The sequence below is a fragment of the Cellulomonas fulva genome, from assembly GCF_018531375.1.
In the GTDB taxonomy this organism is placed as follows: Bacteria; Actinomycetota; Actinomycetes; order Actinomycetales; family Cellulomonadaceae; genus Cellulomonas; species Cellulomonas fulva.
Window position 1 is genome coordinate 1,082,197 of record NZ_JAHBOH010000001.1, and the last position, 24,552, is coordinate 1,106,748.

Annotated in this window: 23 protein-coding genes; 13 read left to right on the forward strand and 10 right to left on the reverse strand. The window is 74.9% G+C overall.

The annotated features are described in order from the left end of the window. The first annotated feature begins 3 nt into the window (after positions 1–3). Positions 4–432 carry a hypothetical protein gene (locus tag KIN34_RS04765; RefSeq protein ID WP_214347433.1) on the forward strand — a complete coding sequence of 143 codons (429 nt, stop codon included), beginning with the start codon at positions 4–6 and terminating at the stop codon, positions 430–432. Positions 433–638: 206 nt separating this feature from the next. Here the strand turns inward: KIN34_RS04765 and KIN34_RS04770 are convergent, their stop codons facing one another. Further along, on the reverse strand, positions 639–1,208 hold the full coding sequence (locus KIN34_RS04770; RefSeq protein ID WP_214347444.1) for a hypothetical protein: 570 nt from the start codon (positions 1,206–1,208) through the stop codon (positions 639–641). After that, positions 1,205–1,885 carry a SigE family RNA polymerase sigma factor gene (locus KIN34_RS04775; protein ID WP_307858090.1) on the reverse strand — a complete coding sequence of 227 codons (681 nt, stop codon included), beginning with the start codon at positions 1,883–1,885 and terminating at the stop codon, positions 1,205–1,207. The genes KIN34_RS04770 and KIN34_RS04775 overlap by 4 nt, the downstream gene beginning before the upstream one ends. A 120-nt stretch (positions 1,886–2,005) precedes the next feature. Between KIN34_RS04775 and KIN34_RS04780 the strand changes: the two genes are divergently transcribed. From KIN34_RS04780 to KIN34_RS04830, 11 genes are all read left to right on the forward strand, one after another. Beyond that, positions 2,006–3,064, forward strand: coding sequence for a sulfate ABC transporter substrate-binding protein (locus tag KIN34_RS04780; RefSeq protein WP_214347446.1), 1,059 nt, complete (start codon positions 2,006–2,008; stop codon positions 3,062–3,064). 2 nt (positions 3,065–3,066) lie between these two features. Beyond that, positions 3,067–3,915, forward strand: coding sequence for a sulfate ABC transporter permease subunit CysT (gene cysT, locus KIN34_RS04785; protein WP_214347449.1), 849 nt, complete (start codon positions 3,067–3,069; stop codon positions 3,913–3,915). Further along, positions 3,908–4,786: a sulfate ABC transporter permease gene (locus KIN34_RS04790; protein WP_214347452.1), complete on the forward strand. Its 879-nt coding sequence runs from the start codon at positions 3,908–3,910 to the stop codon at positions 4,784–4,786. The genes cysT and KIN34_RS04790 overlap by 8 nt, the downstream gene beginning before the upstream one ends. Then, positions 4,783–5,913 (forward strand): sulfate/molybdate ABC transporter ATP-binding protein, encoded by a 1,131-nt coding sequence (locus tag KIN34_RS04795; protein WP_237689043.1) that lies wholly within the window; start codon positions 4,783–4,785, stop codon positions 5,911–5,913. The genes KIN34_RS04790 and KIN34_RS04795 overlap by 4 nt, the downstream gene beginning before the upstream one ends. 9 nt (positions 5,914–5,922) lie before the next feature. After that, the gene (locus tag KIN34_RS04800) at positions 5,923–6,366 is read left to right on the forward strand and encodes an RrF2 family transcriptional regulator (protein WP_214347454.1); all 444 of its coding nucleotides are present in this window, start codon (positions 5,923–5,925) and stop codon (positions 6,364–6,366) included. A gap of 121 nt (positions 6,367–6,487) precedes the next feature. Continuing rightward, entirely contained in the window at positions 6,488–6,946 is a 459-nt protein-coding gene (locus KIN34_RS04805; RefSeq protein WP_214347455.1) for an RrF2 family transcriptional regulator, read from the forward strand. A 98-nt stretch (positions 6,947–7,044) separates the two neighbouring features. After that, positions 7,045–7,986: a sulfite exporter TauE/SafE family protein gene (locus KIN34_RS04810; RefSeq protein ID WP_214347457.1), complete on the forward strand. Its 942-nt coding sequence runs from the start codon at positions 7,045–7,047 to the stop codon at positions 7,984–7,986. 331 nt (positions 7,987–8,317) lie between these two features. Next, positions 8,318–9,325, forward strand: a complete 1,008-nt coding sequence (locus KIN34_RS16705; protein ID WP_214347459.1) for an ABC transporter substrate-binding protein — start codon at positions 8,318–8,320, stop codon at positions 9,323–9,325. Next, positions 9,322–10,401 carry a FecCD family ABC transporter permease gene (locus tag KIN34_RS04820; RefSeq protein WP_214347461.1) on the forward strand — a complete coding sequence of 360 codons (1,080 nt, stop codon included), beginning with the start codon at positions 9,322–9,324 and terminating at the stop codon, positions 10,399–10,401. The genes KIN34_RS16705 and KIN34_RS04820 overlap by 4 nt, the downstream gene beginning before the upstream one ends. Next, positions 10,398–11,471 carry a FecCD family ABC transporter permease gene (locus KIN34_RS04825; protein ID WP_307858091.1) on the forward strand — a complete coding sequence of 358 codons (1,074 nt, stop codon included), beginning with the start codon at positions 10,398–10,400 and terminating at the stop codon, positions 11,469–11,471. The genes KIN34_RS04820 and KIN34_RS04825 overlap by 4 nt, the downstream gene beginning before the upstream one ends. A 122-nt stretch (positions 11,472–11,593) precedes the next feature. Further along, on the forward strand, positions 11,594–12,991 hold the full coding sequence (locus KIN34_RS04830) for a hypothetical protein (protein ID WP_214347463.1): 1,398 nt from the start codon (positions 11,594–11,596) through the stop codon (positions 12,989–12,991). Positions 12,992–13,024: 33 nt separating this feature from the next. Here KIN34_RS04830 and hemL read toward each other — a convergent pair whose 3' ends face one another. The 6 genes from hemL to hemE form a co-directional block, all read right to left on the reverse strand. Next, on the reverse strand, positions 13,025–14,344 hold the full coding sequence (gene hemL / locus KIN34_RS04835) for a glutamate-1-semialdehyde 2,1-aminomutase (RefSeq protein ID WP_214347465.1): 1,320 nt from the start codon (positions 14,342–14,344) through the stop codon (positions 13,025–13,027). Further along, the gene (gene hemB, locus KIN34_RS04840) at positions 14,341–15,339 is read right to left on the reverse strand and encodes a porphobilinogen synthase (protein WP_214347468.1); all 999 of its coding nucleotides are present in this window, start codon (positions 15,337–15,339) and stop codon (positions 14,341–14,343) included. Before hemB ends, hemL begins: the two co-directional genes overlap by 4 nt. Continuing rightward, complete coding sequence (locus KIN34_RS04845) at positions 15,336–16,286, reverse strand: uroporphyrinogen-III synthase (protein ID WP_214347470.1); 951 nt, start codon at positions 16,284–16,286, stop codon at positions 15,336–15,338. The genes hemB and KIN34_RS04845 overlap by 4 nt, the downstream gene beginning before the upstream one ends. Continuing rightward, the gene (gene hemC, locus KIN34_RS04850) at positions 16,283–17,308 is read right to left on the reverse strand and encodes a hydroxymethylbilane synthase (protein ID WP_214347472.1); all 1,026 of its coding nucleotides are present in this window, start codon (positions 17,306–17,308) and stop codon (positions 16,283–16,285) included. Before hemC ends, KIN34_RS04845 begins: the two co-directional genes overlap by 4 nt. A 215-nt stretch (positions 17,309–17,523) precedes the next feature. Next, on the reverse strand, positions 17,524–19,203 hold the full coding sequence (locus KIN34_RS04855) for a protoporphyrinogen/coproporphyrinogen oxidase (protein WP_214347474.1): 1,680 nt from the start codon (positions 19,201–19,203) through the stop codon (positions 17,524–17,526). After that, on the reverse strand, positions 19,203–20,267 hold the full coding sequence (hemE, locus tag KIN34_RS04860) for a uroporphyrinogen decarboxylase (protein WP_214347476.1): 1,065 nt from the start codon (positions 20,265–20,267) through the stop codon (positions 19,203–19,205). The genes KIN34_RS04855 and hemE overlap by 1 nt, the downstream gene beginning before the upstream one ends. 45 nt (positions 20,268–20,312) lie before the next feature. Here hemE and KIN34_RS04865 point away from each other — a divergent pair, with 45 nt between their 5' ends. Then, a complete protein-coding gene (locus KIN34_RS04865; RefSeq protein WP_214347480.1) occupies positions 20,313–21,569 on the forward strand; it encodes a glutamyl-tRNA reductase in 1,257 nt (418 codons plus the stop codon). Positions 21,570–21,864: 295 nt separating this feature from the next. Here KIN34_RS04865 and KIN34_RS04870 read toward each other — a convergent pair whose 3' ends face one another. After that, positions 21,865–22,722, reverse strand: a complete 858-nt coding sequence (locus KIN34_RS04870; protein ID WP_237689351.1) for a UCP033725 family protein — start codon at positions 22,720–22,722, stop codon at positions 21,865–21,867. A gap of 293 nt (positions 22,723–23,015) precedes the next feature. Beyond that, positions 23,016–24,449: an adenylosuccinate lyase gene (gene purB / locus KIN34_RS04875; protein WP_214347486.1), complete on the reverse strand. Its 1,434-nt coding sequence runs from the start codon at positions 24,447–24,449 to the stop codon at positions 23,016–23,018. Positions 24,450–24,552 lie beyond the last annotated feature (103 nt).

Sequence of the window (24,552 nt, forward strand, 5' to 3'; positions counted from 1 at the left end):
TCGATGACGGGCGTCGAGGTGTACGGCCGCGGACTCCTGCTCGGTGCGTGCACCGGATCGGCCGCGGGTGCCGTGGGCGGGTTCGTGCTGATGCTCGCGTCGTACGACGCGCTCGGCGGCCTGGCGGTCGGTGGGATGGCCGGGCTCGTCGTCGGCGCGCTCGCCGCCGCGTGTCTCGGTCCGCTCCTCGTGCGTCGAGCGCGCGCCCGCGCCGGCGCGCCGACGCGTGCGGACCGCGCGGCGTTCGCGGCACTCACGCTGCTCGTGTCGGTCGGTGTCTGGCTCTTCGTGACCGCCGGCGCCGACGAGCTGGAGCCGCTAGCGGTCGTCGCGGGTGCCCTCTCGACGGCCGTGGCGGTCGCCAGCATCACGTTCGGCCTGACCTGGGCGATGTGCCCCACCACCACCCGCCCGATCCGCGCGCTCACCTGAGCCGCTCCACCCGAGTCCCGGTCGATGCGGGCAGTCAGGTCGACGCTGTCGAGCTCTTCCGCAAGACGGAGCGCCGCTCGTCAATAGAAATCGGCGAGGACCACGCCGTTGCGCCGTGCGGCGGTGCCGAAGCGCTCGGCCTGGTCACGGCTGAGCTCGATCGCAACCCACATGTCGCTGGTTGTGCCCCGCAGGGATCGAGTGGCTCAGCGTCCATCGGGCACCTCGATCACGACGGAGGGTTCGCCGTCGGGGGCGTAGCCGACGGGCAGCGCGATGACGAACGTCTGGGGAACGCTGTCCGCCGTGCAGACGAGCACGCCCTCGGGGGGTGGGGTCACGCGGTCCGTGCTGAAGGTGACGTGAACTGTCGACCCGGACGCGCGAACCCACTCCGGCGACTCGAAGCAGCTTGAGGACGTCGTGGTCCAGACGGTCACGGTCCCGGCCTCGAGGTCGACGACGCCGCCCTCGCTCGTGTCCACAGCGACGTCGGTCGGCCAGCCGCGGTAGGAGTCGAGGATCTCGGCCGGTGTGCTCGCCGCGCTCGCGAACGAGCCGCGGTCGGCGGTCGGCGTCGGCGTTCCGCGCTCCACCTGGCCGAGGACGGTGCCGGCGGCGAGGAAGACGGCCAGGACGCAGCTCCCGCGAACGAGTGCCCGCCGGCGACGTGCACGGCGGCCGAGCGCGAGAACCGCATCGGCGTCGAGAGGCGGGACAGGCGCGGTGCTGCTGACGTCGCGGAGGCGCGACACCACGTCGTGCTCGGAGGTCATCGATCGCTCCCGTCGTCCGGCGTCGTGTCCAGTGCGTGGCGCAGCTGCGCGAGGCCGCGCGACGCGGCGGACTTCACTGCTCCAACGCTGATCCCGAGCATCTCGGCGACCTCCAGCTCAGGGAGCCCGACCGCGTAGCGGAGCACCACGACGCGGCGTCGCTGCAAGGGAAGCTCCGCGAGAGATCGGAGCATCGCGTCGTCTCCCGTGAACTCGTGGCGCGACAGGCGTCCCGGTTCGGGCATCGACTCGGGCGCGGTGAGGACCTCCCGGCGGCGTGACCGCCAGGTGTCGATACGGGCGTTCGCCAGCACGCGACGCGCGTAGGCGAGGGGCTCGCCCCGCCGGGCCGACCGCCACGCGATGTAGGTCTTCACGAGGGCCGCCTGCGTGAGCTCGTCCGCCCGGTCGAGGTTGCCGCAGAGCAGACGTGCCATGCGGTGCAGCGAGGGGCCGTCCGCCACGACGAACGCGGCGAACTCGGCGTCGTGATCGGCCTTCGTCAGGTTGAGCTGATGCTCGCCCTGGAGCGCCACGTAGGTGTCGTCGGGCACGGCAACGCCTCCCGAGATGAGGGATGGACTCACAGGGTGTTCACGATCCACGACCCGTCTGACGTTGCTCGTCGGGCTCGATTCACCCGAAAGGGTGCCGCACGGCGATCGCTCGGAGTCCACCGAGGGTCACTTCGTGGACACGCCTGGACATCGGAGACGTCGATATCGGTAATATGCCGAGCGTTCTGATCGGGTAACTCGGAATAAGCCGAGCCCCGCCTCCGACCAGGGAGCTCACCGATGAAGTCCACCCCCCGCGGGCCACTGACCCGCACGTCGTCGCGCATCGCCGCGGTCCTCGTCGCCGCGTCGCTCCTGGCCGTGGCCGGGTGCTCCTCGTCCGACGACGACGGCGAGACGAGCGCCGACGGCACGCAGGGCGCGGGGGGCGGCGACACCAGCATCGACCTCGTCGGCTTCGCCGTGATCCAGTCCGCCTACGACGACCTCGCGGACGCGTTCGCCGCGACGGACGAGGGCAAGGGCGTCACGGTCGCCGGCTCGTTCGGGGCGTCGGGTGCCCAGAGCCGCGCGGTGATCGCCGGCCAGGACGCCGACCTCGTCGCGCTCTCGCTCACCCCGGACGTCCAGAACATCGCCGACGAGGGTCTGATCGCGCCGGACTGGGCGTCGGACGAGCACCAGGGCATCGTGTCCGACTCGGTCGTCGTGCTCGCGGTCCGCCCCGGCAACCCCAAGAACATCCAGGGCTGGGACGACCTCATCCAGCCTGGGGTCGGCATCGTCACGGCCGACCCGGGTACCTCCGGCTCGGCCAAGTGGAACCTGCTCGGCGCGTACAGCCAGGCGCTCGGGGACAGCAACGACACCGCGGCGGCCGAGGCGTACCTGGGCAAGTTCATCGACAACGTCGTGTCCTGGAACGACTCGGGCCGCACCGCGACGGACGCGTTCGTCAAGGGCACGGGCGACGTGCTGATCTCCTACGAGAACGAGGCGATCGCGGCCCGCGCGTCGGGCGTCGAGCTCGACTACGTCGTCCCGGACACCACGTTCCTGATCGAGAACCCGGCGGCGGTCACGACGACCGCGTCGCAGGCGGCCAAGGACTTCCTCGACTACGTCCGCAGCGACGCCGGCCAGGAGATCCTGATCGCGCACGGCTTCCGGTCGGTCTCGGGCGTCACGCCGTCGGCGGACGTCGAAGGCGCCAACGACCCCGCCAACCCGTTCCCGGACGTCACGATCATCACGGTCGAGGACCTCGGCGGCTGGTCCACGGTGAACGACGAGCTGTTCGACAAGGAGAACGGCCTCGTCACGCAGCTGCGGGGCTGATCGTGTCCCTCGTCGGCCAGGTCGACCGGGCGACGTCCTCCGCCAGGGGGCGGGGACGTCGCCCGGGCGAGCTCACGCGGGGCGCGGGCCTCGGCCTCGGCGTGGGCGTGCTGTGGCTCAGCCTGCTGGTGCTGCTGCCGATCGCGGCGATCGTCTCGACCGCGTTCGACGAGGGTCTCGCCGGGTTCTGGGACGCCGTCACCGACCGTGAGGCGCTCGCGGCGATCCAGTTCACGGTGGGCGCCGCGGCGCTCGTGACGGTCGTGAACGCGGTCGTCGGGACCTTGATCGCCTGGGTCCTGGTGCGTGACCGGTTCCCCGGCAAGCGGATCCTCGAGGTCGTCATCGACATCCCGTTCGCGCTGCCGACGATCGTCGCGGGCCTGGTCCTCATCACGTTGTACGGGCCGAGCGGGCCGTTCGGCATCAACCTGGTCGGCACGCGCGCGGGGGTCGTGCTCGCGCTGCTGTTCGTGACGCTCCCGTTCGTCGTGCGGTCCGTGCAGCCCGTCCTGATCGACGCGGACCGCGAGGTCGAGCAGGCCGCGGCGTCGCTGGGCGCGAGCGGGTTCACGATCTTCCGCCGCGTGATCCTGCCGACCGTCACGCCGGCCGTCGTGTCCGGCGCCGCGCTCAGCTTCGCCCGCGCGCTCGGCGAGTTCGGGTCCGTGATCCTCATCTCCGCCAACCTCATCGGGAAGACCCAGGTGTCGTCGTCCTACATCCTCAAGATGATCGAGTCGCAGGAGACGCAGTCTGCCGCCGCCGTCGCGACGCTGCTGCTCGTCGTCGCCGTCGTCGTGCTGGTCCTGCTCGACGGCGTCCAGCGCCGGACGGCCCGCCGTGGTTGACACGCTCGCGCGTCCGGCCGCGCCTCCCGCCGTGCACCCCCAGGTCCGACGAGCGCGTCGGCGCACCACCCGCACGGCGTGGGTCCTGCGGCTCGTCGCGATCGGGTACGTCCTCGCGCTCGTCGCGCTCCCGGTCGTGTCGGTGGTCCAGCACACGTTCGCCGACGGTCTCGCACCCGTGTGGGAGGTGCTGACGTCCGACGACTTCCTGGCGGCGCTGCGGCTCACCGCGGTCGTCGCGGGCATCGCCGTGGTGCTCAACACGGTCTTCGGTGTGGGGATGGGCGTGCTGCTGGTGCGCTACCGGTTCTGGGGCCGGCGGTTCGTCTCCGCCGTGATCGACCTGCCGGTCTCCATCTCGCCGATCGTCGTGGGCGTCGCCCTGATCCTGGTCTACGGCACGTACGGCTGGTTCGGCGGCGCGCTCGAGGACGCCGGCTTCCGCGTGATCTTCGCCGTCCCGGGCATGGTCCTGGCGACGGTCCTGGTCTCGCTCCCGCTCGTGCTGCGCGAGATCGTCCCGACGCTCGAGGAGGCCGGGATCGAGCAGGAGAAGGCCGCGCAGTCGCTCGGTGCGAACGCGTGGCAGCGGTTCTGGCGCGTCACGCTCCCGACGATCAAGTGGGCCCTGGCCTACGGCGTCGCGCTGAGCCTCGCCCGCTCGATGGGCGAGTTCGGCGCGGTGCGCGTCGTCTCCGGCTCGGTCGCCGGGCAGTCCCAGACCCTCACGCTCTACGTCAACGACTCGTACCAGGAGTTCGGGCCGGACGCGCAGCGGCAGGCGTTCGCCGCCGCGTTCGTGCTCATGGCGATCGCCGTCGTGCTGATCGTCGTCATCGCCGCGCTGCGGCCCAAGGAGGACAGGTCATGACCCAGCTCGAGCAGCACCGGCCGCACCGCCGGCACGGCGACGCGCCGGCGGGTGACCCGTCGGGCATCGTCGTGCGCGGCGTGCACCGCTCGTTCGGCGACTTCGTCGCGCTCGACGACATCGACCTGGAGGTGCGGCCGGGCGGGCTGACCGCGCTGCTGGGACCCAGCGGTGGCGGCAAGTCCACCCTCCTGCGGATCATCGCCGGCCTCGACTACCCCGACCGCGGGACGGTCGAGATCGCCGGGCGGGACGCGACGTTCCTGCCGCCGCAGCGCCGGTCCGTCGGGTTCGTGTTCCAGCACTACGCCGCGTTCAAGCACCTGACGACCGCGCGCAACGTGGCCTTCGGGCTCGAGATCCGGCGCCGGCCCAAGGCGGAGATCCGCGACCGGGTCGCCGAACTGCTCGAGCTGGTGCACCTCGAGCAGTTCGCCGAGCGTCTGCCCTCGCAGCTGTCCGGTGGCCAGCGCCAGCGCATGGCCCTGGCGCGCGCGCTCGCCGTCCAACCGGAGGTGCTGCTGCTCGACGAGCCGTTCGGCGCGCTGGACGCCAAGGTGCGCAAGGAGCTGCGGGACTGGCTGCGCCGCCTGCACGACGAGGTCCACGTGACCACGCTGTTCGTCACGCACGACCAGGAGGAGGCGCTGGAGGTCGCCGACGAGATCGTCGTGATCAACGGCGGCCGTATCGAGCAGGTCGGCTCGCCCGCGGACCTGTACGACCACCCCGCGAACGCGTTCGTCATGTCCTTCCTGGGCCCGGTCACGCGCCTGGCGGGGTCGCTGGTGCGGCCGCACGACCTCGAGGTGCTGACCGACGAGCGGGCGGGGGCGGTGCAGGCGACCGTGACCCGGCTGCAGCGCGTCGGCTACGAGGTGCGGGTCGAGGCGCGCACCGCCGACGGCTCGACGCCGTGGGTGCAGCTGACGCGCGCCCAGGTCGAGGAGCTCGGCCTGGCCGTCGGGCAGACCGTGTGGCTGCGCGCGCTCGTCGCGACGCACTTCTCCGTCGGGGAGGCCGACGCGGCGCTCGCGGCCGCGCGCCCGGGTGACCCGTCGGGCTCGTCGGACGTGGCGGGCGCACCTGGCACGGACGTGCTGCCGACGACTACCGTGCGGGCCTGAGGCGCGGCCGTGCACATCTCCGCCAAGGTGGACTACGCCGTGCGCGCGCTCCTGCTGCTGGCGCAGCACGAGCCCGAGCTGGTGACCGCCGAGACGTTGAGCGCCGAGCAGGACCTGCCGCGCGAGTACGCCGAGACGATCCTCACGGACCTGCGCAAGCTCGGGTACGTGGTGAGCAAGCGGGGCGCCGGGGGAGGGTTCCAGCTCGCGCGGCCGGCCGCGCAGATCCTCGTCGGACCCGTGGTCGCCGCCCTGGAGGGGCCGTTCGTCACCGTGCGGGCCTCGCCGCCCGACGCGCTCGCCTACCGCGGCGTGGCGCAGCACCTGCCCAGCCTGTGGGGCGCGCTCGACCACTCGCTGCACGGCGTCCTGGACCAGGTGACCCTCGCCGACCTCCTCACGGGCGACCTCCCGACCCCAGGCTCCCACCCACCCCCCACCCTGGTGAGCTGACCCCGCCCCACCTCCGCCGACCACGCGATGTCTCCGGCTTGGCGGGCTCATACCCGGAGAGATCGCGTGGTCGGCGGAGGGTGCGCCGGGGGCGGGGCGCGCGGGCGGGCAGAATGGGGGGATGCGGGTCTCGGCGAAGGCGGACTATGCGGTGCGGGCGTGCGCCGAGCTGGCGGTCAGCGCGCCGGGTGAGGCGATCGCGGTGGACACGCTCGCCGCCGGCCAGGGGCTGCCGACCAGCTTCCTCGAGCGGATCCTGGGCGACCTGCGGCGCGGCGGCGTCGTCGCGAGCGTGCGTGGCCGGTCTGGTGGGTACCGCCTGGCGCGGCCCGCCGAGGAGATCACGCTGGCCGACGTCATGCGCGCGGTCGAGGGTCCGCTGGTGACGGTGCGAGACGAGCGCCCGCCCTCGTTGTCCTACGAGGGCTCGGCCGCAGCACTTCTCGACGTGTGGGTCGCGTTGCGGGTCAGCGTGCGGGACGTGCTCGACGAGGTGACGATCGCGCAGCTCGCGCAGGGGACGCTCCCGACGCCGGTGACGGCCATGCTGCAGCGCGCGGACGCGTGGGAGAACCCCTGAGTCGTCTCACATCGTGATCACTCCTTGAATAGCGAGTCTGTCGGTCGGGATTATCGGGTTATCCGGTCCCGTTCGCTTCTCGCACCCCGAGGTCTCCGATGCCCCAGCTCCTCCTCCTCGCCGTCGTCGGCCTGGCCGCCCAGCTCGTCGACGGCGCGCTCGGCATGGCCTACGGCGTCACGTCCACCACGCTGCTCCTGGCGATCGGCACCAACCCGGCCGCCGCGTCCGCGACCGTCCACCTGGCGGAGATCGGCACGACGCTCGCGTCGGGCGTCAGCCACTGGAAGTTCGGCAACGTCGACTGGAAGGTGGTCTGGCGGGTCGGCGTCCCCGGCGCGGTCGGCGCGTTCCTGGGTGCCACCGTCCTGTCGAAGCTCGCGACCGACGCGGCCGCGCCAGTCATGGCCGGCATCCTGCTGGCGCTGGGCACCTACATCCTGATCCGGTTCACGTTCAAGGGACTGCGCAAGGACCGGCTCGGGATGCCGGTGCGCAAGCGGTTCCTGGCGCCGCTCGGCCTGTTCGCCGGCTTCGTCGACGCGACCGGTGGCGGCGGCTGGGGCCCGGTCGGCACGCCCGCGCTGCTCGCGTCCGGCCGCATGGAGCCGCGCAAGGTCATCGGCTCGATCGACACGTCCGAGTTGCTGGTCGCGATCGCCGCGTCGCTGGGCTTCCTGTTCTCGCTCGGCTCGCAGGGCATCGACTTCGCGTGGGTGCTCGCGCTCCTCATCGGCGGCCTGATCGCCGCTCCGATCGCGGCATGGCTGGTCCGGATCGTGCCGCCGCGCATCCTCGGGTCCGCGGTCGGTGGCGTGATCGTCCTGACCAACACGCGCACGATCATCCGGTCCGACTGGGTCGGCCTGAAGGGCACCCCCGCCCAGGCCTGGGTCCTCGCCGCGATCGCGGTCGTCTGGGTCTTCGCGATCGTCTGGTCGGTCCGCGCCTACCGCCGCGAGCGCGCCGCGGAGCTCGCCGCCGAGCAGGAGCTCGCCGCGATCACCGCCGCCACCGACCGCCCGGTCCCAACGGCCTGACAACCAGTCCCACCCCACCCCACCCCACCCCACCCCCCTCCCTCCCCCGAGCGCGGACGTCGCGCACCGACCGCACCCCTTGAGCGGGCGCGCTCACGCCGCACCGTCCGCGCTCGCGCCACGTCCGCGGGCGCGGACGGTGTGCGCGGTCGCGGTGGGTCGCGAGTGCGGACGTCGTGGGCCGGGTGCGGTCCTTGAACGGGCGCGATCGGGGCGGAGCGTCCGCGCTCGGTGGTGAGGGGTGGGTGAGGGTGAGACGGGGGTTGGGGTGAGGGCGGGGGAGTGAGAAGGTTAGCCTCGCCTAAGTCCCTCCTCCGGAAGGAACCTCTTCGTGTCTCGTCGTCTCGGCGCCCTCGCGGTCGCTGCCGCACTGCTGCTGTCCGCCTGCTCGTCGGGCACGGATCCGGACGGCGAGCCCGCCGACGGTGGGACGGCCGGCGAGGCCGGCTGGTCCTACGTCTCCGGTGACGGCAAGACCTACACGGCCGACGAGGTCCCGACGCGGATCGTGGCGCACGCCTACGCGGCCAAGGCGCTCCTGAGCTACGGCATCACGCCGGTCGCGGTGTACGCGGACGGGCCCATCGCGTCGGACGTCGGCCTCCAGGGCGTCGACCTCACCGGCGTCGAGGTGCTGTCCGAGGAGTGGGGCGTGATCGACGTCGAGAAGGCGGCGACGCTCCAGCCGGACCTGATCGTCGGCGACTGGTGGCCGGCCGAGGACGCCTACTCCGGGATGGAGGGCGGCGTCGAGGAGGAGAGCAAGAAGCTCGCCGACCTCGCGCCCGTCGTCGGCCCCTCCCAGGGCGACTCGATCGTCGACCTGGTCGAGGGCTACGCCACTCTCGCCAAGTCGCTCGGCGCGGACACGGCGGTCGTCGACCAGCAGCGCACCGACTTCGACGCGGCCGTGGCGGCGTTCGAGGAGGCGACTGCCGCGAAGCCCGGGCTCACGGCCCTCGCGATCAGCCCGTACGAGGACACGTACGCGGTGGCGGTCCCGGAGTACGCGCCCGAGCTGCTCGACCTGCAGTCGTGGGGGCTCGACGTGATCGTGCCGACGACGCCGGACCCCGACTTCCCGTACTGGCAGTCCCTGAGCTTCGAGAACGCGGACACCTACCAGCCCGACCTGCTGATGTTCGACGACCGCAATCACCCGGGCAACGAGGACACACTCACGGCGCAGCCGATCGCGAGCAGCATCAAGGCGTACGCGGCGGGCGCGACCACGACGTGGCCCGCGTACTGGCTGCACACCTACCCGGACTACGCGGCGCAGCTCGAGCGCCTGACGACGGTGGTCGAGCAGGCCGACGAGAACGTCGGAGACGCGTGACCCGAGCCCTCCTCGACGGATCCGACGCCCCGGTCGACGACGCGCCGGCCGGGGCGTCGCGTGCGACGTCCGTCCGACGACGAGCGGGCCTGACCCTCGGCCTCGCCGCCGCCGTCGCGGTGCTCGTCGTCGTGTGCTTCGTGTCGGTGGCGCTCGGCTCGCGCGACGTCACGCCGTCGACCGTCCTGCACGCGTTCACCGCGTTCGACCCGACGAGCACCGAGCACACCGTGATTCGCGAGATGCGGGTGCCGCGCACGCTGCTCGGGCTGCTCGCGGGAGCCGCGCTGGGCCTGGGCGGCGCGCTGCTGCAGGGCGTCGCCCGCAACCCGCTGGCCGACCCGGGCGTGATGGGGGTCAACGCCGGCGCGGCGGTCGCGATCGTCGTGGCGATCATGACGCTCGGCGTGCAGGACGCGCAGGGCTACGTCTGGTTCGCGTTCCTCGGGGCCGGGGTCGCGACCGTCGTCGTGTACGGCATCGCGGCCGTGGGGCGGGACGGCGCCACGCCCGTGAAGCTCGCGCTCGCGGGCGTCGCGGTCACCGCCGCGCTGTCCTCCGTGACCTCGGCCGTGCTGCTGACCCGCACCGACGTGCTGCAGGAGATGCGCCTGTGGCAGGTCGGGTCGCTCGCCGGCCGGTACGGCCCGGTGCTCGGGCAGCTCGCGCCGTACCTCGTCGTCGGCATCATCGTGGCGCTCGGGTTCGGGAGGGCGCTCAACGGGCTCGCGCTCGGCGACGACGTCGCGCGCGGGCTCGGGCAGCGGGTCGGGCTGACGCGCGGCCTGGCGTTCGCTGTCGTCGCGGTGCTGTGCGGGGCGGCGACCGCCGCGTGCGGGCCGATCGTGTTCCTGGGGCTCGTCGTGCCGCACGCCGCCCGCCTGGTCTGCGGGCCCGACTACCGCTGGATCCTGCCGTGGACGCTGGTGCTCGCGCCGACGCTGCTGCTGGTGTGCGACGTCGTCGGGCGCGTCGTCGTGGCGCCGGGTGAGCTGCAGGTCGGTGTCGTGCTCGGGATCATCGGAGCGCCCGTGTTCGTCGCGCTCGTGCGGTACCGCCGGACGGTCGCGCTGTGACGGCCCCCGTGACGGTGCCTGCGACGACCGTCGACCGGCCCGCCCCGGGCGTGCTCGTCGCGAGGGCCCGACGACGACGGCACACGCTGGGCGCCGCGGTCACCGCGGGTCTCGCGCTCGCGGTCGTCGTGGTGCTCGCGTGGACGCTCACGCTCGGGTCCGCGGGGATCTCGCCCTGGGACGCGCTGCGCTCCGCGCTGCACCTCGGGTCCGACCCGGCGACCGACTTCATCGTCCGCGAGCTGCGTCTGCCGCGGGCGCTCACGTCGGTGCTCGTCGGACTCGCGCTCGGCGTGGCCGGGACCGTGTTCCAGCGTCTGCTGGGCAACACGCTCGCGTCGCCCGATGTGCTCGGCATCTCCGCCGGTGCCGGCACCGCCGCGGTCGCGGCACTGGTGCTCGCCGACCTCGCGGGCGTCGGCGTCTCGCTGCTCGCACTCGTCGGCGCGCTCGGCACCGCCCTGCTGGTGTACGTGCTCGCCTGGCGCCGTGGGGTCCAGGGCTACCGGTTCATCCTGGTCGGCGTGGGCGTGGCGGCGTTCCTCTCCTCGATCACCTCCTACCTGGTCTCGCGCGCGGAGATCTCCGACGCGCGCGCCGCGATGCTGTGGCTCACCGGGTCGTCGGGCCTCGCGGGGCCCGCGCAGATCGCGACGCTCGCCGCCGGGCTCGTCGTGCTGCTGCCGCTCGCGCTCGTGCTCGAGCGCCGGCTCGTCGTGATCGAGCTGGGCGACGACGCCGCGCTCGCGCTCGGCGTGCACGTCGAGCGGGACCGGCGCGCGCTCATGCTGCTGGGCGTCGCGCTCGTCGCGCTGGCGACCGCGGCGGCCGGGCCGATCGCGTTCGTCGCGCTCATGGCGGGACCGGTGGCGCGGCGGCTCGTCGGCGGCCGGACGGGGGACGTGCTGGCGGCCGCGTGCGTCGGCGCGCTCCTGATGCAGCTCGCCGACGTCGTGGCCCAGGAGGTCATGCCGTCGCCGCTGCCGACCGGCGTGGTCACCGGGCTCGTCGGCGCGCCGTACGTGATCTGGCTCCTGCTGGCCGCCAACCGCCGCGGCTCCGCCGCCTGACCGTTGCTCCGGACGGGTGAGGCGCCGACGCGCATCTCCGCCGGGGAGTACCGTGCGCGGGTGGACCACAGGGGCCGCGGCCCGCGCACCGTGCGCGGGAGCTCGAGTGCAGGGGGCAACAGATGCGCGTCCTCCCAGGTCGGCCCACGCAGGTGCGCGTCGGCGTGGTGCTCCTCGCGGGTGTGCTGCTCGCTGCCGGGAGCAGCCCCGCCGTTGCGGCCGACGCACCGCAGCCGCCGACGCGGCTGACTGTCGGCGGCCACGCCTGCGGCGTGGGTGGCGCCGGCTACGTGAACGACCGGACCCCCGTGCTGACCGCGACGACACGGGGGAGCGCCTCCGGGCCGCGGCAGGCGGTGCTCTTCCAGGTCGTCCGCGTCTCCTCGGGTGCGGTGGTCTGGTCCCAGCGGAGCCTGGCCGGCACGGCAGGTTCCACGCCGAAGGCGACCGTCGGCTCGAAGCTCGCCCGAGGAGTGGCGCTCGAGCTCCGGGTCCGCGCCAGCAACGTCGGCGGGGGCACGAGCCCCGTGGCCTCCTGCCGCTTCGCCGTCGACGACGTCGACCCCGGTCCGGTGCGGATCGTGCCGCTGTCCCCCGCGGACACGCCGGTCGGCACGCCGCGGGAGTTCCGGCTCGTCGGCGACGAGGACGCGGTCGCGTTCCGGTTCGACGAGAGGGAGCTCCCCGACGACGGCGGTGAGGTCCCGGCGACGAACGGACGCGCGGTGGTCAGCGTCACGCCCCGATCGTCCGGGCCTACCACGCTCGTCGCGCAGGCCATCGATCGCGCCGGCAACTCCGGGCCGGAGGTGAGCTATCGGCTGGACGTCCCGACCGCGAAGGCGACCCACAAGTGGCGGTTCGACGAGGGTGCGGGCCGGGTCGCCGCCGACTCCTACGGCGCCCAGCCGCTCGCGGTCACGTCCAGCACGCAGTGGGTGGCGGAGACGCAGGACACGGGCACGCTGCTGCGCTTCGACGCCGCCGCCGACGCGGCGACCGCGCCCGCGGTGGTCGACACGACGACGAGCTTCGGGCTGGCGGCCACCCTGGTGCCCGCCACGCGCGACGCACGGATCGCGGTGAGCCAGGCCTCGTCGGAGGTCACGGCGGTTGCGCTCGGCGTCGTGCGCGACGCGCGCTGCCCCACCGGCGACGGAGTGTGCTTCTCGCTGTCGCTGCGCGCGAGCGATCGCGCCGGGGCCGCGCGGTCCCGGGTGATGTCCGGCGTCCACGTGGTGCCCGGCAACCGGTACCGCGTCGTCGCGACCTGGAACGCCGGTGCGCACGACGCCTCGATCTGGGTCTTCGACGAGGACGGGGACCAGTGGGACGAGCGAGAGCCGGTGACCGTCCCGGTCCGAGCCGTGGCGCCGTCCTCGGGCGTGTTCCGGGTGGGCTCGGCCAAGCTGGACGGCGAGGTGGTCGCGCCGTGGCGCGGCAAGGTCGACGACGTGGTGGTCCTCACCGGCGCGGTGGACGACGTCCTCGCGCAGACCATGTCCTCGATCTACGACTGACCTGTCCCGGAGCCCGTCGAGCGGCTGGGACGCTCAGGCGGTGGTGGCCTCGGCCGCTGCGCGCGCGGCGGCCGGGAGCGCCTCCTCGATGCGGGACAGGGCCTCGTCGTCGTGCGCCGCGGAGACGAACCACGCCTCGAACGGGGACGGCGGGGCGCTCACCCCGGCCTGGAGCAGGGCGTGGAAGAACGGCCCGTACCGCCAGTGCTCGGTCGCCTGCACCGCGGCGTAGTCCTTCGCGCCGCCCGCGGCGGCGTCGGGCCCGAACATGATCGAGAACAGCGAGCCGGCCCACTGCAGCGCGTGCGGGACGCCCGCGTTGGCGAGCTCCTTGGTCACGGCGTCGCGCAGACGAGCAGCGGCCTCGTCGACCCGCCGGTACACCTCGGCGTCGGCCAGCCGCAGCGTCGCCAGGCCCGCGGCCGTCGCCACCGGGTTCCCGGACAGCGTGCCCGCCTGGTACACCGGGCCGAGCGGAGCGAGGAAGGCCATGACGTCGCGCCGGCCACCGACCGCCGCGACGGGCAGCCCGCCGCCGACGACCTTGCCGAACGTGAACAGGTCGGGCGACCACCCCTCGCGCAGGCCCTCGAGCCCCCACCAGCCGGAGTAGCCGACGCGGAAGCCCGTCAGCACCTCGTCCTGGATCAGCAGCGCGCCGTGCTCGTGCGTGAGCCGGCGCAGCGCGGCGTTGAAGCCGGGCACCGGCGGGACCACGCCCATGTTGGCGGGCGCGGCCTCGGTGATGACGGCCGCGATCTGCGTCCCGCGCTCGGCGAAGACGGCCTCGAGCGCGGCGACGTCGTTGTACGGCACGACGATCGTCTCGGCCGCGACGGCCGCGGGCACGCCCGCGGAGCCGGGCAGGGCCAGCGTCGCCAGGCCGGAGCCGGCCTGGGCGAGCAGCGAGTCGACGTGCCCGTGGTAGCAGCCGGCGAACTTCACGACGAGGTCGCGCCCCGTGTACCCGCGCGCCAGCCGCAGGGCGGTCATGGTCGCCTCGGTGCCGGTCGAGACGAGGCGGACCTGCTCGGCCGAGGGGACCCGGTGCCGGATCGCCTCGACGAGCTCGACCTCCGTGGTGGTGGGCGCGCCGAAGCCGAGCCCGCGCGCGGCCGCCTCCTGGACCGCCGCGACCACCTCCGGGTGCGCGTGGCCCAGCAGTGCCGGCCCCCACGACCCGACGAGGTCGACGTACTCGCGCCCCTCGACGTCCGTGACGTACGCACCGCGGGCGGACGCGAGGAACGGCGGCGTCCCGCCCACCGACCCGTACGCGCGCACGGGCGAGTTCACCCCGCCCGGGATCACGGCCTGCGCGTGCGCGAACGCCTCGGCATTCGTCGGGCTCATCGGTACTCCTCCGCCAGCCATCCGGCCAGCTCCGTCGCGTGGTACGTCAGCACATGATCGGCACCCGCGCGGCGGATGCTGAGCACGGACTCACGAATCGCCCGTTCGCGCTCGATCCAGCCCGCCGCGGCGGCTGCCTCGATCATCGCGTACTCACCCGACACGGCATAGGCCGCCACCGGGACGGGGCTGCTCGCCGCGACGTCCGCGAGCACGTCGAGGTAGGCCAGCGCGGGCTTCACCATGACGACGTCGGCGCCCTCCGCGACGTCGATCGCGACCTCGCGCGCGGCCTCGCGCCGGTTCGCGGGGTCCATCTGGTAGGTCCGGCGGTCGCCCTCGAGCTGCGACTCGACGGCGTCCCGGAAGGGGCCGTAGAACGCGCTGGCGTACTTGGCCGCATAGGCCAGCACGGCGACCTCGTCGGCCCCGGCCTGGTCCAGCGCGTCCCGCACGACGCCCGTCTGGCCGTCCATCATGCCGGACAGGCCGACGAGGTCCGCGCCCGCAGCCGCCTGCGCGAGCGCCATCTCGGCGTACCGCGTGAGCGTCGCGTCGTTGTCGACGCGCCCGTCCGCGGTGAGCACGCCGCAGTGGCCGTGGTCCGTGAACTCGTCCAGGCAGAGGTCCGCCTGCACGACGAGGGCGCCGCCCGCCTCCCGCGCGGCGACGGCGATCGCGCGGTTGAGGATGCCGTCCGACGCGGTCGCCTGGGTGCCGGTCGCGTCCCGGAGCTCGGGCACCGCGAACAGCATCACGCCACCCAGACGGGCGTCCGCCGCCTGGGCGACGGCGGCCGGCAGCGACTCGAGCGTGTGCTGGACGACGCCCGGCATCGACGCGATGGGACGCGGCTCCGCCAGCCCCTCACGGACGAACAGGGGCAGCACCAGCTGACGCGGCTGCACGTCGACCTCGCCGACCAGGCGGCGCATGGCGGGGGTGGCGCGCAGGCGGCGGGGACGGACGCGGCCCGGGTGCGGGTGCTCGGTCACGGTGACTCCTCGTCGGGGTTCGGGTCGGGGGCGTCCGCCGCGGCCCGCGCGAGCGCGGCGACCAGCGCGGACATGGTCTGCTCGTCGGCGGTCGCGGCCAGCGGCAGGCCCCGGCGGCGGGCCTCGGCGGCCGTCGTCGGGCCGATCGCGACGAGCAGCGTGCCGGCCGGCGGCGCACCGAGGTGCTCGACGAGCGCGCGCACCGTGCTCGCGGAGGTCAGCAGGGCAGCCCGGATGCGACCCGCGCGCCAGTCGTCCCGCACGTCGTCGGGCGGCGGCGGTGCGGTCACGGTCCGGTACGCGACGACCTCGTCGACCTGCCAGCCGCGGGCGCGCAGCCCGTCGGCGACGGTGGACGCGGCCAGGTCCCCGCGCGCGAACAGCACCCGCGCCGGCCGCTCGTCGCCCGCCGCAGCGTCCGTGCCGGCGCCCGGCTCGGCGGGGGGCGCGGGCGGCCACTGCGCCGCCAGCGCGGCGCCCGTGGACGGGCCGCGTGGCGTCAGGTCGGTGGCGACGTCCGCCTCCGCGAGCGCGCGCGCCGTCCCGGGGCCGACCGCGGCGACCTGCGTCCGGCCGTCCGCGACGAGCGCGGCGAGCGTGCGCCCGGCGGCAGCCGCCCGGTCCGCGAGCACCGGGACCGCCGCACCGCTGGTCACGACGAGCCAGCGGTACCACCCGGCACCGAGCGCGAGCAGCGCGTCGTCGAGCGGGCCGGTCTCCTCGGGGGGGTCGATGGCGATGAGCGGGACGAGCTCGGGCGCGGCGCCCGCCGCGGCGAGGGCGACCGCCGCTCCGGACTGCCCGGCCGTCGGCCGGGGGACCAGCACGCGCCAGCCGCGCAGCGGACCGCGCCCCGCGGTGCTCGCGAGCGCGGCGACGGTCGCCTCCGCGCCGCAGATCCCGTCGTCGGCTCGCGCGTCCGTACGGTCGTCGGTGCGGTCGCTCATGCGCTCGGTCCCACCGGGGCGAGCTCGGCCGCACCCGCGGCCAGGAGCAGGTCGGCGAGCTCGGTGCCCGCAGCGGCAGCCCCGCGCTCGTCGAGCCTTGCCTCGCTCGCTGCCGGGCTCGCGGAGCCACGCAAGGCCTCGTCCGCTGCCACCGTCAGCTCGCGACGGAGCGTGGCCGTCCCGTCGGTCCGCGCCACCACCGCCTGGACGCGCAGCGACTCGCCCGCGTGGCCGGTCCCGCCGCTCGCGAGCGAGGCCAGGGCGCCGACGGGAGCGGCGCAGCCGGCCTCGAGCCGGCCGAGCAGGGCGCGCTCGGCGGCGACGGCGAGCCGCGTCGGCCGGTCGTCGAGGGCCGCGAGCGCCGAGGCCAGGGGCGTGGCCGGTCCGGTCAGGTCCGCGGTGCGGACCTCGACGGCGAGCGCGCCCTGGCCGGGCGCGGGGAGCATCACGTCGCCGTCGAGCTCCTCGGTGACCGCGTCGAGCCGGCCCAGCCGCGCCAGGCCCGCGCGGGCCAGCACCACGGCGTCGAGGTCGCCCGGTCCGTGGCCCGCTCCGGCCACGCGTCCCAGGCGGGTGTCGACGTTGCCGCGGATGTCCACCACCTCGAGGTCGGGCCGGGTGGCGAGCAGCTGCGCGGCGCGGCGCGGCGACCCGGTGCCGACGCGCGCGCCGGGCGGCAGCGTGCGCAGGGTCAGGCCGTCCCGCGCGCACAGGGCGTCGCGCGGGTCCTGGCGCACGGGGACGGCGGCGATCGTCAGGCCGGGCGCGGGCGCGGTCGGCAGGTCCTTGAGGGAGTGGACCGCGACGTCGCAGCGACCGTCGAGCAGCGCGTCCCGCAGCGCGGTGACGAACACCCCCGTGCCGCCCAGGCTCGCCAGGCTGCCCGTGAGCCGGTCGCCCTCGGTGCGCACGTGCACCGTCTCGATCTCGAGCCCGCCGAGCCGCGCGAGGTCCTGCGCCACGTGGCCGGTCTGTGTGAGCGCCAGCGTGGACGCACGTGTACCGATCCGGACCACCGCCATGCCTGCAGTCTCTCCCGCGGTGCCGTCGGGTGTCGAAATGAGGGGACGAGCAGGTGCAGAAGGGCGGGGAACGGGAGGCCCAGAAGGTTCTGACGGACTGTCATGAAATAGCGTGCGGTGCATTTCCCGGCGCCCGCGAAATGCGCAGCAAGCCTTGCCCGGATCGAATTGTGTGAGCCTTTCCCGACGTCCTGTCAGAACGATCGAGACGCGAATCACGTCGCGCGGAGCACCGAGCGGGCCGCGGCGGCGGCGTCCGGCAGCACCGACGCCAGCCCGTTGCCCGCCAACCAGGCGCCGCAGGCCGCGACGCGCGCGCCGCCCGGCCGGGACGCGTGCTCCGCCAGCGAGGCGCGCACCGTCGCGACGGCGTCGCGGTGCTGCGCGCTCGGCCGGGGGAGTGCCTGGGTCCAGCGCACGACGGCGCTCGCCACCACCTGCTCCTCGGCCAGGGGCACTCCCAACAGCGTCGACGCGTCGGCCAGCGCCCGGCGCACGAGGGCGTCGTCGTCGCTCGGAGCCCGCGGGCCGGGCGCCGCGGCGGCATCGTCCGAGGCGGCATCGCCCGACGCACCATCACCCGCTAGCGCAGCATCGTCCGCCGGCGCAGCATCACCCGCTGGCGCGTCGTCGCCGCGCCCGTAGGACAGCCGGACCACGTGCCGGCCCGGCCCGGTGCGCTCGGCCAGCCACGGCCACTTCGCGGTCGCGTGCGTGAGGGCCTTCGCGACGACGTCCGTCGCCTCGCGCGCGACGAGCACGCCCGTCCCGCGCGGCGCGGCGTCCAGCGCCGGCGCGTCGAGCACCAGGGTCACGAGCCGCACGTCGGCCCCGGCGTCGAGCCCGACGCTCGTTCCGGGGAGCAGCGACGCGAGCAGCCCGGCCGCCTCCGGCGTCGCCACCACCACCCGCTGCGCCCGCACCACCGACCCGTCGGACAGCTCGATCCCCACCTCGTCCGGCCCCACCCCGTCCGTCCCCACCCCGTCCAGCCCCACCCCGTCGACTGCGGACGCTGCGTCCCCACCGCGGACGTCGAGCGGCCGCGCTCGGGTCGGGACGTCCGCGGTGGGCGGGGGGATCAGGCGGAGCGCGCGGGTGCGGGTCCGGACCTGCGCCCCGTGGGCGGCGAGGTCCGCCTCGAGCGCGGTGACCAGCGTGTGCATCCCGCCGACGAGGCCCTGCACGGCCGACCCGGCGGGTGCCGCCGCCCGGAGCGTCCGGACCGCGCGGGCCAGGGAGCGGTGCTCGGCGAGCGCGGCGGGCAGCCCCGGCGCGACGGCGTCGACCGCCAGCTCGTCGGGCTCGGCGGCGTGCACCCCCGCGACCACCGGCCGGACCAGACGGTCCACGACGCGGGAGCCCATGCGGGCACGGACCAGGCCGCCGAGGCTCGTCGTCCCCGCGCCCACCCGGCGCGGCAGCACCAGGTCCAGCGCGGCGCGCGCGGCCCCGACCGTCCCGAGCGTGCGCCGCACGTCCCGCGACCACGGCGACGACGGGATGCCGAGCAGCCCGGTGCGCGGCAGCGGCCCGTCGCCGGTGGGCAGGTGCACCCACGAGCCCAGCGGGGCGGGCGAGGTGATGCGGTCGGTGAGGCCCAGGTCCGCCAGGTACGCGGCGACGGTGCCGCCGCGCGTGGCGAACGACTCGGCACCCGCGTCGAGCTCGAGGCCGCCGACGACGTGCCCGCGCACGGCACCGCCGACCCGGTCGCGCGCCTCGACGACGAGCACGCGCAGCCCGGCCGAGGCCAGCTCCCGCGCAGCCACGAGCCCGGCCACCCCGCCGCCGACCACGACGGCGCCCCAGCTCCGCGCCGAGGACGTCGGTTCCGCGCGACCTCGTCGGGAAGGACCGACGTCCTCGGCGGGAACCGACGCGCTCGCGGGCATCAGAGGCTGTGGACCAGGGCGGTCAGGCGCGTCAGGGTCTCGGCGTCCGTGGTCGGCGGGACGCCGTGGCCCAGGTTGACCACGTGCGCCGGTGCGGCGCGGCCACGGTCGACGACGTCGCGGACGTGGGCCTCGAGGACGGGCCAGGGCGCGGCGAGCAGGGCGGGGTCGATGTTGCCCTGCAGCGGCACGTCCCCGACCCGCCGCGCGGCCTCGTCGAGCGGGATGCGGTAGTCGACCCCGACGACGTCGGCGCCCGCGTCCCGCATCGCCGCCAGGAGCTCGCCCGTACCGGTGCCGAAGTGCACGGTCCGCACGCCCTGCTCGCGCAGGTCGGCGACGGCCGCGAGCGCGCGCGCGGACCAGGGCGCGACGTGCGCGGTGTAGTCCGCGAGCGACAGGGAGCCGGCCCAGGAGTCGAAGAGCTGCGCGGCCGAGGCGCCGGCGAGCACCTGCGCCCGCAGGAAGGCACCGGTCACGTCCGCGGCCCAGGTCATCAGCGCGTGCCAGGTCTCCGGGTCCGCGTGCATGAGCGCGCGGGCGGCCAGGTGGTCGCGCGACGGCCCGCCCTCGACCAGGTACGCGGCGAGCGTGAACGGCGCACCGGCGAAGCCGATCAGCGGCGTCGACCCCAGCTCGGCGACGGTCAGCGCGACGCCCTCGGCGACCGGCGCGAGCGCCTCGTCGGACAGCGTCGCGGCGGCCAGGCGCGCCACGTCGTCCGCCGTCCGCACGGGGGCGCCCATGACCGGGCCGACGCCGGGCGTGATCTCGACGTCCACCCCGGCGAGCTTGAGCGGGACGACGATGTCCGAGAAGAAGATCCCCGCGTCCACGCCGTGGCGACGCACCGGCTGCAGCGTGATCTCGGACGCCATGGCCGGGTCCAGGCACGCGTCGAGCATCCGGGTGCCCGTCCGCAGCTCGCGGTACTCCGGCAGCGACCGCCCCGCCTGGCGCATGAACCACACCGGCAGGCGGTCGCTGCGCCGGCCGGAATATGCGCTCACGAGCGCCGAATGTGACGTACGCCCGTCGACGAGCGGGTGTGAGGAAGAAAGCACCCGCCGATTGTGCCCGACAAATACCGGGGTGGCAGAATCACGCACGTGGTGCTGCTGTCGCTCGTCGCGTCGCACCGCGATCTCGACCTCACCGTGCTCGAGCGTCTCTCGTCGGACGTGCACGCCGTGGGTCGCGAGCTCGTGGCGGCGTCCCCCTCGATCGCCGGTGCCGTCGTGCTCGCGACGTGCAACCGGTTCGAGCTGTACCTGGACGTCGACGACGCGGCGCACACCCCGGAGGCGCGCACCGCGGTGGCCGGGACCGTGGCGGCACGCTCGGGCTACGACGCGGAGCGCGTGGCGGCGCACCTCGCGGTGCAGACCGGCACCGACTCCGCCGCGCACCTCTTCGCCGTGGCGAGCGGGCTCGAGTCGATGGTGGTGGGGGAGCGGGAGATCGCGGGCCAGGTGCGGCGCGCGCTCACCACGGCCCGCACCGACGGCACGACGACGAGCGCGCTCGAGGGCCTGTTCCAGGCGGCCTCCCGTGTGTCCCGCGCGGTCGAGGCGAGCACGGGCCTGGGCTCGACCGGGCGCTCGGTGGTCGGCGTCGCGCTCGACATCGCTGAGCGCGAGCTCGCCGACTGGTCCGACGTGCGGTGCGTGCTGGTCGGCACCGGCTCCTACGCCGGCGCGTCGCTCGCGGCGCTCAAGGCGCGCGGCTGCCGCGACGTCCGGGTGTACTCCCCGAGCGGCCGCGCGGCGCCCTTCGCCGCGGCGCGCGGGGTCGCGGCCGTCCCCGCCGACGTCGAGCTGGCCGACGAGCTCGCGGGGGTCGACCTGGTGGTCGCGTGCTCCGGCGCGGCCGGGGCGGTGCTCACGGTCGACGCGCTGGCCGAGGCCCGCGCGGGATCGGCGACGCCCCTGACCGTGGTGGACCTCGCGCTGCGGCACGACGTGGACCCCGGCGTGCGCGCCCTGCCCGGGGTGCGGCTGGTCTCGCTGACCACCGTCGCCGAGCACGCCCCGGCCGAGCACGGCGCCGTCCTGGAGGCGCGCCGCGTGGTCGAGTCCGCGGCGCGGGCCTACGAGGCCGAGCGGCGGGTGCGCGAGTGGAACCCCGCGGTGCTCGCGGAGCGCACGCGGGTGCTGGGCGGGCTGGAGTCCGCCCTGACGGCCCTGCCCGACGAGGCCCGCGACGAGCGTGCCGAGCGCGCGCTGCGCCGGCGGACCCGCTCCGCGCTGCACGGCCCCACGGTCCAGGCGCGCGAGGCCGCCCGGGCGGGCGACGCCGCGGCCTACGCAGCGGCCCTGGCCGAGCTCGCGGCGATCCCGGTCCCCGCGCTCACCCCCACCCGCTAGCGCCCGCCGCAACCCGGCCGCCCCTCGCCACCCGGCTCGCGCCGCCGGGTCGTCAGATGTTCCGCGCCTCGTCAGTGATCTCTGACGATCCACTGATCGCCGGACGACCTCGCGGGGCTCCGACGAGCTCGCTGGGTCGGGACGACGGGTTGGCGAGGGGTGGCCGGGCGGGCTGGCGGCCCGGCCGTCGTCGGAGCATGCCCGCACGCAGGGGCAGCGGGCAGGCTCCGACGACGGGGCCGGTGGTGGTCGGCGCGGCGCGGGCCGTGGGGCGGCGCGGCGTCGACCCGGGGGGTCAGCGGGCCTGGACGGTCGGCCGGCGCAGGCCGGCCGCGGGTCCGGGGGCCCAGGTGTGCGGCACCACCTGGTTGGTCTGGATGTCCGTGAGCTCGGCGGCGTAGACGACGGCCTCGTAGACGCCCGCCTCGACGCGGTCCAGCCGCAGGTGCTCGGCGTGGTCCAGGTCGTCGCCCAGGTGGGAGATGCGCGCCACCACGTACCGCTGCGCGTCCTGCCACTGGTCGACGACGCGCACCGACAGGCCGTTCCACCGGGCCGTCAGGTCGAGCTCGAACAGCTCGCTGACGTCCTCGCGCGGCACGCGCCGGAACCACCGGCCCGACGGTGCCTGCTGGAACCCGGTCTCCGCGAGCGGCGGGTTGGCCAGCGCGAGCACCACCGTGTGGCCGCCGTCGACGACGTCTGCCTCGAGGTACGCGCTGTGCCACTTGGCCACGGGGCCGACGCACCGCGAGAGCGACGCCAGCGCGGGTCGGTGACCCAGCTGCGTCACCGACCAGGCGGTGCCGACGTCGCCGTAGCGGGCGAGCAGCGTCGTCGACCCGTCCGCGAAGACCCGCACCAGCTCCGCGCCGGGCGTGACCCGCGAGTGCCGCAGCCACCACAGGGGGACGATGTAGCCGGGGACGTCGCGGTACTGCAGCTGCGGCCCGGACTCGAACCGCAGCAGGTCCAGGTACGGCGCGTCCGGGGAGAACGGCGAGCCGGGGTAGCCCAGGCCGTGCACCTCGAAGAGCTGCGCGGGCGTGGTCGCGAACGCCACGTCGTCGGCCCGCACCACGTAGCCCGCCATGCGGTCGTACCCCGCCTGGACATGGGCCCGCGACTGCGCGGGCGTGATCGCCTTCTGCATCAGGGTCACGGGCGCCTGCCTACGACTCGGGGGGAACCGGGGCCCGATCCCGCAGGAGAACGAGATCGGGTAAATCGGACGGATCGGGCCCGATTGTGCAGGAGAACCCGATCACTTGTCCAGATCGCCTGCTCACGGGTTCGTGCCGCGTCATCCTGCGGAGGGACCGCTCCCACGGCGCGCCCCGGCCGCCCCCCTGTCCCGCGTGCTTCCCCGCGTGCTTCCCGCGTGCTTCCCGCGGCCTTCCCTCGTCCTTCGCCCGGCCCGGCCCGGCGTCCGTGCCGGGCGGCGTGTCAGTCGTCCAGGTGCGCGACGAGGGCCGCGGCCAGGCCGGTGTAACCGGCCGGCGTGAGCTGCTGCAGGCGCGCGGCGACGTCGGCCGGCAGGCCCAGGCCGCCGATGAACTCCCGCATGTCGTCGGCGGTGAGCCGTCGGCCGCGCGTGAGCTCCTTGAGCCGCTCGTACGGGTTCTCCATGCCGGTGACGCCCGCGACCGAGGCGGCGCGCATGGCCGACTGCACGGGCTCGCCCAGCACCTCCCAGTTCTCGTCCAGCTCGCGCGCGAGCAGGTCCGCGTCGACGGACAGGGCGCGCAGGCCCCGTCGTACGTTGTCGATCGCGAGCAGGCCGTGGCCGAACGCGGGACCGATGTTGCGCTGCGTGGTGGAGTCCGTGAGGTCGCGCTGCAGCCGCGACGTGACCAGCGTGGCGGCGAGCGTGTCCAGCAGGGCCGACGAGATCTCGAGGTTGGCCTCGGCGTTCTCGAACCGGATCGGGTTGACCTTGTGCGGCATGGTCGACGAGCCGGTGGCGCCCGCGACGGGGATCTGCGTGAACACCCCGCGCGAGATGTACGTCCACACGTCGGTGGCCAGGTTGTGCAGCACGCGGTTGAACCGTGCGACGTCGGCGTACAGCTCGGCCTGCCAGTCGTGCGACTCGATCTGCGTGGTCAGCGGGTTCCAGGTCAGGCCCAGGTGCTCGACGAACGTGCGCGAGACCTGCTCCCAGTCGGCACCCGGCACCGCGACGACGTGCGCGCCGTACGTGCCGGTCGCGCCGTTGACCTTGCCCAGGAACTCGTCGGCCCCGATGCGGCGCAGCTGCCGGCGCAGGCGGTGGGCCAGCACCGCGAGCTCCTTGCCGAGCGTGGTCGGCGTGGCGGGCTGGCCGTGGGTCAGGGCGAGCAGCGGCTGCTCGGCGTGCTCGCGGGCCAGGGCCGCGACCTCGTCGGACAGGGCCGTGGCCGCCGGCAGCCAGACCTCCTGCACCGCGCCGCGGACCATGAGCGCGTAGGACAGGTTGTTGACGTCCTCGCTGGTGCACGCGAAGTGCACCAGCTCGCCGACGGACGGCAGGACGGTCTCGCCCAGCACGCCCGGCGCGGCCTCGAGGCGGCGCTTGAGGAAGTACTCGACGGCCTTCACGTCGTGCACGGTGACGCGCTCGATCTCGGCCAACTCGGCGATCTCGTCGGGCCCGAACGTCGCGACGACGTCCCGCAGGTACGCCTGCTCGGCGTCGCTCAGCGCCGGGGCGCCGGGGACCACGGCGTGCGTGGTCAGGTGGATCAGCCACTCGACCTCGACGTGCACGCGCGCCCGGTTGAGCGCGGCCTCGGACAGGTGGTCGACGAGCGGGGCCACCGCCGGGCGGTAGCGGCCGTCGAGCGGGCCCAGGGCGATCGGCGGGGTCACGTCGGCGAGGCTCACGCGCGCGGAGGTCATGCGGTCATCATCCCAGGCGGCCCGGGGGCCGGGCGGCGGGCGTCCGCGGGCCAGACGCACCGGGGTGATTCGCCCGCGGTGTCGTCGGGTGTGGGCGGGGGTC